10 protein-coding genes and 1 tRNA gene are annotated in these 12,533 nt (G+C 42.9%); 10 read left to right on the plus strand and 1 reads right to left on the minus strand.

Going from position 1 to position 12,533, the window contains the following annotated elements; all coding sequences use genetic code 11:
• Window positions 1–22: 22 nt before the first annotated feature.
• The 10 genes from F0249_RS03520 (at window position 23) to luxS (ending at window position 11,093) form a co-directional block, all read left to right on the plus strand.
• A tRNA-Arg gene (locus tag F0249_RS03520) sits at window positions 23–99 on the plus strand.
• A gap of 375 nt (window positions 100–474) precedes the next feature.
• Window positions 475–732 carry an oxaloacetate decarboxylase subunit gamma gene (locus F0249_RS03525; RefSeq protein WP_017054189.1) on the plus strand — a complete coding sequence of 86 codons (258 nt, stop codon included), beginning with the start codon at window positions 475–477 and terminating at the stop codon, window positions 730–732.
• A gap of 31 nt (window positions 733–763) precedes the next feature.
• Window positions 764–2,545, plus strand: coding sequence for a sodium-extruding oxaloacetate decarboxylase subunit alpha (oadA, locus tag F0249_RS03530; protein WP_113799285.1), 1,782 nt, complete (start codon window positions 764–766; stop codon window positions 2,543–2,545).
• A gap of 9 nt (window positions 2,546–2,554) precedes the next feature.
• Window positions 2,555–3,685, plus strand: a complete 1,131-nt coding sequence (locus tag F0249_RS03535; RefSeq protein ID WP_017054187.1) for a sodium ion-translocating decarboxylase subunit beta — start codon at window positions 2,555–2,557, stop codon at window positions 3,683–3,685.
• A gap of 176 nt (window positions 3,686–3,861) precedes the next feature.
• Window positions 3,862–4,812, plus strand: coding sequence for an NADP-dependent oxidoreductase (locus F0249_RS03540; RefSeq protein ID WP_171755910.1), 951 nt, complete (start codon window positions 3,862–3,864; stop codon window positions 4,810–4,812).
• A complete protein-coding gene (locus tag F0249_RS03545) occupies window positions 4,806–5,267 on the plus strand; it encodes a VTT domain-containing protein (RefSeq protein WP_171755911.1) in 462 nt (153 codons plus the stop codon). Before F0249_RS03540 ends, F0249_RS03545 begins: the two co-directional genes overlap by 7 nt.
• A gap of 101 nt (window positions 5,268–5,368) precedes the next feature.
• Window positions 5,369–8,227 carry a pitrilysin family protein gene (locus tag F0249_RS03550; protein ID WP_171755912.1) on the plus strand — a complete coding sequence of 953 codons (2,859 nt, stop codon included), beginning with the start codon at window positions 5,369–5,371 and terminating at the stop codon, window positions 8,225–8,227.
• Between the two features lie 111 nt (window positions 8,228–8,338).
• The gene (gene gshA / locus F0249_RS03555) at window positions 8,339–9,916 is read left to right on the plus strand and encodes a glutamate--cysteine ligase (protein WP_113799278.1); all 1,578 of its coding nucleotides are present in this window, start codon (window positions 8,339–8,341) and stop codon (window positions 9,914–9,916) included.
• Window positions 9,917–9,939: 23 nt separating this feature from the next.
• Window positions 9,940–10,539, plus strand: coding sequence for a hypothetical protein (locus F0249_RS03560; RefSeq protein ID WP_017054182.1), 600 nt, complete (start codon window positions 9,940–9,942; stop codon window positions 10,537–10,539).
• Window positions 10,540–10,574: 35 nt separating this feature from the next.
• On the plus strand, window positions 10,575–11,093 hold the full coding sequence (luxS, locus tag F0249_RS03565) for an S-ribosylhomocysteine lyase (RefSeq protein ID WP_113799274.1): 519 nt from the start codon (window positions 10,575–10,577) through the stop codon (window positions 11,091–11,093).
• A gap of 88 nt (window positions 11,094–11,181) precedes the next feature.
• Here luxS and F0249_RS03570 read toward each other — a convergent pair whose 3' ends face one another.
• Window positions 11,182–12,456 (minus strand): HlyC/CorC family transporter, encoded by a 1,275-nt coding sequence (locus F0249_RS03570; protein ID WP_017054180.1) that lies wholly within the window; start codon window positions 12,454–12,456, stop codon window positions 11,182–11,184.
• Window positions 12,457–12,533 lie beyond the last annotated feature (77 nt).

Genomic DNA, 12,533 nt, shown 5'->3' on the forward strand with positions numbered 1-12,533 from the left:
CATTGTGTAACACCGATTTAGTGCGCGCGTAGCTCAGCTGGATAGAGTACCTGGCTACGAACCAGGCGGTCGGAGGTTCGAATCCTCCCGCGCGCACCATTATTTCTCTTTTAGAGATTAAAAAAGCCTCGCAATGCGAGGCTTTTTTGTATTTAACATTTCTATTACTTCTTGTTAACTTGAATAATACAACCAATTGTTTTTATTAGTTAATCTCAGAAATTTTAACCTCATCTCACTATTGACCCCATTTCTTCAGTAATCTGGCAATATTCACTAGTTTTTTAGTCTAAAAAAGGCCATAAGATCAGATTTATGTGATTTGAGTGTACAAATATTCATCTGATTTGTGCTTTATATAGAACTCTTCCTTAAACAAAATTGACAAAGTTTTACCAATCGAGATAATCCTTTTGTCGGGATTTATAATCGTGGAGTCCTGCACATGTCAGGATGACGAAGAAAGGAAGCAACATGACACATATTGGAAGCCTGCTAGTAGATGCTGCAACCCTGATGGTTACGGGGATGTCGGTCGTCTTTATTTTCCTCACCATTCTAGTTTACGTAGTTCGGTTGATGTCCAAACTGGTACCAGAAGAAGTACCAGCACCGATCACACCTACCACTCAAAATAAAAAAGTTACATCAGAATCCTCTGCTATCAGCCCAAGTGTAGTAGCCGCGATTTCGGCTGCGGTACATCAATACCGTACCTCTACAGCTAAATAGCATTTGTAAGTATTAAAAGGAGTTAATGAGCATGTCTAAACCACTAGCGATCACAGATGTGGTACTTCGTGATGCCCACCAGTCACTATTTGCTACGCGTATGCGTATTGAAGATATGCTGCCTATTGCGGCAGAGCTGGATAAAGTTGGTTATTGGTCTCTTGAAACATGGGGTGGAGCGACGTTTGATTCGTGTATTCGATTTTTAGGGGAAGATCCTTGGGAACGTTTACGTGAATTAAAGAAAGCAATGCCAAATACACCAATGCAAATGCTATTGCGAGGACAGAATTTACTCGGATATCGCCATTACGCAGATGATGTTGTTGAGAAATTTGTTGAGCGTGCGCATACCAATGGTATGGACGTATTTCGTATCTTCGATGCGATGAATGATGTGCGTAACTTTGAAACGGCTGTTAAGGCCACAATTAAAGTGGGTGGCCATGCGCAAGGTACACTCTCTTACACAACCAGCCCGGTTCATAATTCAGATACTTGGGTTGATCTGGCTAAGCGTTTAGAAGATCTTGGTTGCCACTCTCTATGCATTAAAGATATGTCAGGCTTACTGAAACCTTATGAAGCCGAAGAGTTGATAACACGTATTAAAGCGTCATGTGATGTTCCTTTGGCTCTTCATAGCCATGCTACGACAGGTTTATCAACGGCGACGGCTGTTAAAGCGGTAGAAGCGGGCATTGATATTTTAGATACGGCTATTTCATCAATGAGCTGTACTTATGGGCATACACCAACTGAAACCGTTGTTGCGATGCTTGAAGGTACAGAGCGTGATACAAATCTTAAACTTGAACAAATAGAGCCAATTGCGACATATTTTCGTGATGTTCGTAAAAAGTATGCGAAGTGGGAAGGGCAGATGAAAGGGGTGGACTCTCGCATCCTGATCGCTCAAGTACCTGGTGGCATGCTAACCAATATGGAAGGGCAGCTAAAAGAGCAAGGTGCAGCGGATCGTCTTGATGAAGTTCTGGAAGAGATCCCACGTGTACGTAAAGATTTAGGCTACATTCCTTTGGTGACACCGACGTCGCAAATTGTAGGGACTCAATCAGTAATTAACGTACTGACAGGTGAAAGATATAAGAGTATTACCAAAGAGACAGCTGGTGTTCTTAAAGGTGAATATGGAACGGCTCCAGCGCCCGTGAATGCCGAGTTACAAGCGAAAGTTCTCAATGGCGCAGAAGCGATCACTTGCCGACCTGCTGACTTGTTGGTTGACGAACTCGATACTTTAACAACAGACCTACTCAGCAAAGCTAAATCAGAAGGCATATCTTTAGCCGAAGATACCGTTGATGATGTCCTGACTTATGCGTTATTCCCTCAAGTTGGACTTAAATTCCTTAAAAACCGCCGTAACCCTGAAGCGTTTGAACCTGCTCCAACATTAGAATCAGCACAGGCTGCGACGGCTCCTGTTGCCGCGCCTGCATCTGTTGGTTCAGTGGAAACTTATAGCGTTAAAGTTGATGGTCAAGTTTACGATGTCGAAGTGGGTCCTCAAGGGCAATTGTCATCAGTCACTCCAGCAAAATCAGCAGCCCCTGCGGCTCCTGCTCCAGCAAGTGATAGTGAAGTTGTTCCAGCGCCTTTAGCGGGAAATATCTTCAAAGTGAATGTGCAAGCGGGTGCAGAAGTTGCTGAAGGCGACGTACTGCTATTGCTTGAAGCGATGAAGATGGAGACTGAAGTTAGAGCAGCTCGTGGTGGCATTGTTCAAGACTTACACGTTAAAGAGGGCGATGCTGTAGCTGTCGGTTCTCCACTACTAAGCTTGGCATAAGGGAGTACCATGGACGGATTAAAGATCTTATGGTCGGAAACAGGGATCGCAAACTTCGAATTTGGCCAGATTTGCATGATGCTTGTTGGCTGTATTCTGCTCTTTTTAGCTATCAAGAAAGGATTTGAGCCTTTACTACTATTGCCTATTGGTTTTGGTGCAGTATTAGCCAATATACCTAATGCCGGTTTTACTGATCCGGGTGGGTTACTTTACTACGTTTACCATGTTGGAATTGAAACGGGTGTCTTCCCGCTACTGATCTTCATGGGCGTAGGAGCTATGACGGATTTTGGTGCGTTGATCGCCAACCCTAAAACCCTATGGCTTGGAGCCGCAGCACAGTTTGGTATCTTCTCGACCTTATTTGGTGCGATATTACTTAACTATGTACCAGGCATGGAATTTTCGATGGCAGATGCATCATCGATTGCCATCATTGGTGGCGCAGATGGCCCAACCGCAATCTTTTTAGCAAGTAAGCTATCACCTGATTTGCTCGGAGCTATTGCGGTGGCAGCATACAGCTACATGGCGTTAGTACCGATTATTCAGCCTCCAATTATGAAAGCGTTAACCACGCCTGAAGAGCGTAAGATTAAAATGGCTCAACTGCGTCATGTTGGGAAAATGGAGAAAACTATATTCCCACTCGCCGTTTTGATTATGACGATCTTATTCTTACCTTCAGCAACGCCATTAGTTGGTATGTTCTGTTTGGGTAACTTAATGCGAGAAGCCGGTGTGGTGGATCGTCTATCCAAGACCGCCCAAAATGAGCTAATCAATATTGTGACAATATTTTTAGGCCTAGGTGTTGGTTCTAAACTGCAAGCTGATAAGTTCTTAAACTTTGAAACTTTAGGTATTTTAGCATTAGGGGCGGTTGCCTTTAGTATTGGTACGGCTGCAGGTGTACTGATGGCTAAATTACTCAATAAATACTCGAAAGAGGACATTAATCCATTGATTGGTGCGGCGGGTGTTTCTGCGGTACCAATGGCGGCAAGGGTAGTAAATAAGGTTGGTTTAGAAGCTAACCCACAAAACTTCCTATTAATGCATGCTATGGGGCCAAATGTCGCAGGTGTGTTAGGCTCTGCGGTAGCGGCTGGTATTTTGCTTGCACTAGCGGGTTAAAATAGACGCTAATGCTTAACCTATAAGTATGAAATGGTTTATAGTCAAAGGGATGCAATTGCATCCCTTTTTATTACCTATTTTTTTCGGTGTGTGCACAACTTGCTGTTAAGTGCGATAAACACCCATCAAAGTACAATAGCAGTATGTACTCAATCCAAGATTAGGGACTTTCTATGGAAAATAAGCAAATCGTAATCACTGAATTTGGCTCCGCGGAGACCTTAGCAGTGGCAACCTCACCGGTCCCAGTACCAAAAGCTGATGAAGTGTTAATTAAGGTTGCTTTTTCTGGTGTGAACCCTATCGATGTCAAAACTCGAGCCGGTCTTGGTTGGGCTGCTGCACAAAATAAAGATAACCTTCCGTGGGTTCCTGGGTATGACATTTCAGGGAAAGTCGTCGCCTGTGGAGCAACGTCTACTCGATTTTCTATCAATGATAATGTTGCCGGCTTTATTGGCTTTCCTCTTCAAGGGGGAGGCTATAGCCAATATATCTGTGTGGCCGAAACGGATTTGTGTGCAGTGCCGGATGCGATCACCTTAGAAGCTGCCGCAGCACTGCCTTTAGCGGGACAAACTGCTGCGCAGGCCATCAATAATGCGGAAGTTAAAGAGGGCGATAGAGTACTTATTTTAGCTGGTGCTGGCGGGGTCGGGCATCTTGCGGTGCAAATTGCGGTTGCAGCCAAAGCTGAGGTATACACCACTTGCAGTGAAGCGAATTTAGATTACCTTGCGAATCTAGGGGCCCACGCGGTTAATTACCAATTTGCACCAGCTTCAGAGCGTGTATCTGATGTCGATGTTCTGATTGACTTAGTCGGAGGCGATATCGCTTTAGATGCACTTAAATGTTTAAAAGATGGCGCGCGAGTTGTGACGGTTCCAACCCTGTCAGCAGAGCTTATTTGTGAGAAAGCAAAGCTTCTAGGTTTTACGGCCAATGGCATGTTGGTTAAACCTGATATTGAACAACTTGATGCGTTGATGTACATGGTCAGCGTCGGGTTATTAAAAACTGAAATCCATAAAATTTATCCATTGGAACAAGCCCAAGACGCTCACCTCCAAATTGAAACTGGTCATACTCGCGGTAAGGTGCTGTTGGGTATGCAGTGCTAGAACTTTTTAACGCGCTGTTTGAAGGTATTGCATTATGGTTTTCAGATTCAGCATTATGGGTGCTTTTTTTTAGTGGCTTTTTGAGTGCAACCTTGTTGCCTGGTGGTTCAGAAGCAAGCGTGATTGCCACACTTAGCCTGAATCAATTTCCAGTTTTAAGCATCATATTGATAGCGACCACAGGCAATACGCTTGGGGGGTTAACCAATTATTGGATCGGTATTTGGCTTCCTAATCGAACTGAGCAGGATAAACATGGTCATAAAGCATTAGCTTGGTTAAAAAAATATGGCTATTGGACGATGCTTTTAAGTTGGCTTCCCATTATAGGCGATCCGTTATGCCTTGCTGCTGGTTGGTTAAGGATGAAGTTTTGGCCATGCATGATTTTAGTTTTTATCGGTAAAGCATTGCGTTACGGTGTTTTATCGGCTGTTTTTTTAGAGCTTTTTTAATGTATTTATCATCGTATATCGTTATTTGATTTATAGATTTTTTCTGTTGCTCTCAGTATTTCACCGATGATATTTTTGCTATCAATTTTTAAGGAGAACTAATGAAAAAAGTTTGTCTTGGTGCTTTATCCCTCATCGCCCTCTATGGCTGCTCATCTCAAGTACCAGTATCGGTTCCTTTCTTCTCATCATTGCCTAAAGGCGTCACTCTTGTTGAAGAGGTCGACTCTAGCGCTGATAAGGTCATGATCCCATATTCAAAATATCTATTAGATAATGGGTTAACCGTTATCTTATCGCCTGATGATTCTGATCCTCTTGTTCATGTCGATGTGACTTATCATGTTGGTTCCGCTCGTGAAGAGATTGGTAAATCTGGCTTTGCGCATTTTTTTGAGCATATGATGTTTCAAGGATCTGAGCATGTGGGTGATCAGCAACACTTTAAGATCATTACTGAAGCTGGTGGAACACTTAATGGCACCACCAATCGTGATCGAACAAACTACTTCGAAACCGTGCCTTCGAACCAGCTAGAAAAAATGTTGTGGCTTGAATCGGATCGGATGGGTTTTCTATTAAATGCGGTTTCTCAGAAGAAGTTTGAGATACAAAGAGATACCGTAAAAAATGAACGTGCGCAGAGTTACGATAACCGTCCATATGGTTTGATGTGGGAGAAAATGGGAGAAGCGCTTTATCCCGAAGGTCACCCATATTCCTGGCAGACTATCGGCTATATTGAAGACTTAGATCGAGTTGATGTTAATGATCTTAAAGCATTCTTCTTGCGTTGGTATGGTCCCAATAATGCGGTAATTACCATTGGTGGTGATATCGATGTTGATCAAACGTTAGAGTGGGTGAATCAATATTTTGGGTCGATTCCATCAGGACCTGATGTTGAAAATGCACCGAAAGCGCCCGCAGTATTGAACGAAGATCGATACATCACATTAGAAGACCGAATTCGTCAGCCGATGGTTCTTATCGGTTGGCCTACCACTTATCGCGGAGACTCCAGCGAATCTTCAGTGAATGCACTGGCAAACGTGTTAGGTAGCGGCACCAATAGCTACTTATATCAAAACCTAATAAAGACGCAAAAAGCGGTAGATGCAGGTGCATTTCAAGATTGTGCAGAATTAGCCTGTACCCTTTACGTCTATGCCATGGGTGACTCTGGAGATAAAGGCGATCTTACCCATTTATATTCAGAAGTGATGGCTACACTTGAGCAGTTTGAAGCGCAAGGTGTCGAGCAAGAAAGACTTGATCAAATAACAGGTAGTGCAGAAGCGAATGCCGTTTTTGCATTGCAGAGTGTACGTGGGAAAGTGTCACAATTAGCGTCAAACCAAACATTTTATGGTCAGCCAGATCGATTAGAGTCTAAACTAAATCAGATTCGATCTGTCTCTCCTGAGTCGGTAGAAAAAGCCTACGATGATTTCATCAAAGGTAAAGCGAAAGTAACGTTAAGCGTTATTCCTAAGGGAGAACAAAAGCTAGCTGTCAGAAAAGCAACCTTTACCACTCCTGATCGAACACTTCCTGAATATAAGAAAGTGACCGATGATCAACTTGTTTACCGTCGTGCAGTCGATGAGTTTGATCGCTCACAAATCCCCGAAGTAGCTCAAGCGGTAAAAGCTGAAATGCCGAGCCTATATAAGCTCCATTACACCAATGGTACTGAGTTACTTGGAACCGTGAGCAATGAAACGCCAACCGTACAATTGCAAATCCAACTTCCAGCAGGAGAGCGATATGTTCCACGAGGAAAAGAGGGGTTAGCAAATTTCACTGCCGCTATGATGGAAGAGGGGACTCAAGCTCACTCCATTGAAGCCCTTCAAGCACAATTGGATAGATTAGGTAGTACGATTAATATTAGTGCTGGCGCTTATACAACCAAGATCACCGTTTCATCTCTGAAGCAAAATTTATCGGAAACATTAGCGATTGTGGAAGAGCAACTCTTTACGCCTGCCTTTGAGCTAGACGATTTTGAGCGGCTAAAAATGCAGATGTTAGAAGGTGTGGTTTATCAACACCAACAACCGAGCTGGATGGCTTCACAAGCGACGAGACAAGTGCTCTTCGGTGACTCTATCTTTGCACGCTCAAGTGATGGTACTGAGCAATCGATCAAATCAATCACGCTACAAGATATTAAAAACTTCTACCGAGATAACTACACGCCACAAGGTGCTCATATTATTGTTGTGGGAGATGTATCCAAACGTGAGATCAAAAAAGAGCTCTCTTTTATCGAAAGTTGGGAAGCTGAGGCAGCTCCGTTGCTGAGGCCACAAATTGTCAAGCCACTAACAGAGCAGAAACTTTATCTTGTTGATAAGCCGGGCGCTCCTCAAAGCATCGTTCGTATGGTGAGAAAAGGGCTGCCATTTGATGCCACTGGTGAGTTGTACTTAAGTCAATTGGCAAACTTTAACTTAGGCGGTAATTTCAATAGTCGCATAAATCAAAATTTACGTGAAGATAAAGGTTATACCTATGGTGCTGGTAGCTACTTTGCAAGTAATAGGGAGACCGGGGCCATCGTCTTTAATGCTCAAGTTCGTGCGGATGTGACGGTAGCATCTATTATTGAACTGCAAAATGAGTTACAAGAAATCAGTATTAGTGGACTGACCCAAGATGAAGTTGATTTTATGCGCTTGGCGGTAGGACAGCAGGACGCTTTGAAGTACGAAACGCCAGCTCAAAAAGCAATGTTGTTGAGTAACATCTTAGCATTTAGCTTAGACGAAGATTACTTACAGCAGCGCAACGACATTGTAGAAATGGTGGATAAAGAGACGTTGAACAATTTAGCCCGCAAATGGTTTGATCCAAACGACTACCAATTTATAGTGGTAGGAGATGCCAAAACCCTCAAACCTGAGCTAGAAAAATTGGATATTCCTGTCGTAGAGCTTGAAATTATCCATTAGAGCACACATTAAATAGGGAGAGGCCATATGTCTCTCTCGAAGCCTCTTTTACATGGGCCAACGAATTATAATGGTTCGAATAAGAACGATATAAGATAAGTGAACTGAATTTTGACTGATTTTGCTGCGCGACTTAAAAAAGTTGCAGATAATCCCGTTGTGTTTTCACAATTTGGCCGTGGTGTAGAGCGTGAAACATTACGTTATGGAAAAGATGGTCGTTTAGCATTAACGCCTCATCCGAAAAGCTTAGGTTCAGCGTTAACAAACGAATGGATTACCACTGACTTTTCTGAATCTTTACTGGAATTTATAACGCCAGTATCGAATGACGTGAACACACTATTGGCACAGCTTAAAGATGTGCATCACTTTACCCAAACCAAATTAGATAATGAGAAGTTGTGGCCTCTTTCCATGCCTTGCTATGTAGGCGACGAAGAGGATATTCAATTAGCTCAATATGGCTCATCAAATACAGGCAAAATGAAAACCTTATATCGTGAAGGTTTGAAACGCCGTTATGGCAGCCTGATGCAAATCATATCTGGTGTGCATTTTAACTTCTCATTCCCTGAATCATTTTGGGATGCATTATATGGTGAGCAGGTACAAAGCGATCGCGAAGCATCGAAGTCAGACGCTTACTTTGGATTAATTCGTAATTATTACCGCTTTGGTTGGTTGATCCCTTACTTCTTTGGCGCTTCACCTGCTTTGTGCTCTTCGTTTATTCAAGGGCGAGAAAGTAACTTGCCGTTTGAAAACATAGGCAAAACACTTTACTTACCGCAAGCAACATCATTGCGTTTAAGTGATTTGGGCTACACCAATAATGCACAAAGCTCATTGAAAATTGGCTTTAATGGTTTAGACCAATACTTGGAAGGGTTGAATCAAGCGATTCATACTCCTTCTGATGAATTTGCAGAAATCGGCATCAAAGTCGAAGGCGAACATCGCCAGTTGAACAGTAATGTTCTGCAAATTGAGAATGAATTGTATGCACCTATTCGTCCTAAGCGTGTTGCTAAGAGCGGTGAAAAACCGTCAGAAGCACTAGCCAGAGCTGGCGTTGAATACATTGAGGTTCGGTCTTTAGATGTGAACCCATTCAGCTCCATCGGCATCACAGACGATCAAGTGAGGTTTTTGGACCTGTTTTTAACTTGGAGCGTACTGTCAGACTCCGAAGAGATGAACAACTGCGAGTTAGAGTGCTGGCGTGACAATTGGAATAAAGTCATTTTAGAAGGTCGTAAGCCTGGTTTAGAGCTTCAAATTGGCTGTCATGGCGAAAAACTCACGCTACAGCAGTGGGCTAAGCGCGTGTTTGTTGATTTAATGGATATCGCAAAGCTGATGGATTCTGAGTTAGGTGGAACAGATTATCAAGATGTTTGCCATAAGCTATCAGGCTGGATTGATGAACCAGAACTTACCATTTCAGGTCAACTTTTAGAGAAGACGAAAGAGATGGGGGGGCTAGGTAATCTTGGTTGCGAGCTAGGAAAAGCGTTCCGTGACGAGCACCTTCAGCATCAGTTTAAACATTATTCTGCGGAGTTAATGGAGCAAGAAGTGCAGCGTTCGATTGTTGCTCAAAAAGAGATTGAACAGTCGGATACCGCGAGTTTTGATGCATTTTTAAGTGATTATTTCTCATACCTGAATAGTGATGACAAATAATCGATAATAGCCAAGGATGTCATGTGTTTCGTTCAATTTTGATCGCAGTATTTGTTTTTACATTAGCGGGTTGTGCAACACCACCACCGAAAAAACAAAGTAACCTTTGTGAAATTTTTCGTGAAAACCCAAGCTGGTATGATGATGCTTTAGAGATGGAAGATGAGTGGGGTACTCCGATTAACGTCGCCATGGCATTCGTTAAACAAGAGAGTAGTTTTCGCCATGATGCGAGGCCTCCGAAAGACTACATTTTAGGTTTCATCCCGTGGGGTCGAGTGAGCAGTGCTTATGGCTATGCGCAAGCTCAGGACCCGGCGTGGGAAGACTTTCAGAAGGCAACGAATCATGGTGGTTCGAGAACGAATTTTGATGACTCATTAATGTTTGTTGGTTGGTATACAAGCGAGACTCAGCGTCAGCTAGGGATATCAAAGTGGGACCCTTATAATCAATATTTGGCTTACCATGAAGGCCGTGGTGGCTTCAAACGTAAAAGTTATCAAGGTAAACCTACACTGAAAAAAATCGCTCGAAAAGTCGAGCAGCAAGCAAAGAATTATGGTGGGCAGCTAAAACAGTGCCGACAAGAGCTAGAAGACAATCGCAGCTGGTTTTTTTAACTGGCTTGTTAGAGTAAATTGCAAGGAGATGAGCAATGCCGTTACTGGATAGTTTTACTGTCGATCATACCCGTATGAATGCGCCAGCGGTACGAGTAGCCAAGAAGATGCAAACCCCAAAAGGCGATACTATTACGGTGTTTGATTTGCGTTTTACGGCTCCAAATAAGGATATTTTGTCTGAACGAGGTATTCATACCTTAGAGCATTTATATGCTGGGTTCATGCGTGCACATTTAAACGATGAGTCGATCGAGATTATTGATATTTCACCGATGGGCTGTCGTACCGGTTTTTACATGAGCTTAATTGGTACACCTTCTGAAGAGCAAGTCGCAACTGCTTGGCTTGCCGCAATGAAAGATGTACTCAAAGTCGAGAGCCAAAATAAAATCCCAGAGCTAAATGAGTACCAGTGTGGAACGGCAAGCATGCACTCGCTGGAACAGGCTCAAGATATCGCTCAAGCCATCATTGATGCTGGAATTGAGGTGAATAAAAATGATGAATTGGCTCTACCTGAGTCTATGTTACAAGAGCTTAAAATAGATTGATTTTTTATCTCGAATAGACAGAGCATTAAAAAAGGGGTGATACATTCGTATCACCCCTTTTTTGTGGACTCATATAAATATGGCTCTGCTAAGCAGATTCTTCAAGTGAAGGAAAAACACGGACCAATTTAATGCGATTCTCTTCGAGTTCAACGATTTCCATTGGGTGGTTAGAGACCTGCACACTTAAGTGGCTTTCAGGAATATCTTCTAAATGTTCCAATATCAACCCGTTTAATGTTCTTGGTCCATCGGTAGGTAATGTCCATTTTAACCCTTTGTTGATATCTCGAATATTGGCACTGCCTTCAATTAAGAAACTGCCATCATTCTGTGGCGTGATCTCTTCCGATAAACTAGGCGCAATGGATGTTGTAAACTCACCGACAATCTCTTCTAAAATATCTTCTAAAGTGATTAAGCCATTAATGTCACCATACTCGTCGACAATCAGACCAATTCGCTCTTTATTGCGTTGGAATTTTAGAATTTGGACATTCAGTGGTGTCGCTTCCGGAATGTAATACACCTCATCGGCTGCTCGTAATAACGTTTCTTTGTTGAATTCATTTTTTTCAAGCATCAGACGGTACGCTTCACGTAGGCGAAGCATACCCACCACTTCATCTATTTGGTCTCGGTATAGCACTATGCGACCATGAGGTGAGTGAGTGAGTTGCCTAACGATCGATTTCCAGTCATCGTTAATATCGATACCAGTAATCTCATTACGCGGCACCATAATGTCATTCACCGTGACATGCTCTAAATCTAAGATAGACACCAACATATCTTGGTGACGGCGTGGAATAAGATTCCCCGCTTCATTCACGACGGTTCTTAATTCTTCAGAGCTTAGGTGATCTTTCGCGCCATGTTTAACTTTTATCCCAAGCACTCGGATAAAGCCGTTAGTAATAAAGTTGACTAAAATGACGAGGGGCGACAGAAGTTTCATTAAGATGCCAAGCAGGATACTACTCGCATATGACACTTTTTCTGGATAAAGTGCTGCTAACGTTTTTGGTGTCACCTCAGCAAAAACGAGTACGACCATAGTCAACGCACCAGTCGCAATGGCAACCCCAAGATCCCCATACAGCCTCATGCCAATGATCGTGGCAATCGCTGAGGCTAAAATATTGACAAGGTTGTTACCGATTAAGATTAGGCCAATAAGACGATCAGGTCGGCTCAATAGCTTTTCTACACGTTTCGCCCCTTTATGACCAGTACTGGCTAAATGCTTTAGGCGGTAACGATTCAGAGACATCATCCCAGTTTCTGAACCTGAAAAATAACCTGAAATAACAATGAGACACGCGAGTAGCGCAAATAAGATACCCGTAGATATGTCGTCCAAAACTATTTTATTCCTTTTTATATAGCGGCTTAATTAATGACCGAAGATGGTCGTGATGTCAATTTTTTATGAATGTC

This window comes from Vibrio sp. 03-59-1 (genome assembly GCF_013114135.1).
GTDB lineage: Bacteria > Pseudomonadota > Gammaproteobacteria > Enterobacterales > Vibrionaceae > Vibrio > Vibrio cortegadensis.

Excerpts from the sequence above, each read along its gene's own strand:
- F0249_RS03525 (WP_017054189.1), top strand. The coding sequence starts at position 475 with ATGACACATATTGGAAGCCTGCTAGTAGATGCTGCAACCCTGATGGTT.
- oadA (WP_113799285.1), top strand. The coding sequence starts at position 764 with ATGTCTAAACCACTAGCGATCACAGATGTGGTACTTCGTGATGCCCAC.
- F0249_RS03535 (WP_017054187.1), top strand. The coding sequence starts at position 2,555 with ATGGACGGATTAAAGATCTTATGGTCGGAAACAGGGATCGCAAACTTC.
- F0249_RS03540 (WP_171755910.1), top strand. The coding sequence starts at position 3,862 with ATGGAAAATAAGCAAATCGTAATCACTGAATTTGGCTCCGCGGAGACC.
- F0249_RS03550 (WP_171755912.1), top strand. The coding sequence starts at position 5,369 with ATGAAAAAAGTTTGTCTTGGTGCTTTATCCCTCATCGCCCTCTATGGC.
- luxS (WP_113799274.1), top strand. The coding sequence starts at position 10,575 with ATGCCGTTACTGGATAGTTTTACTGTCGATCATACCCGTATGAATGCG.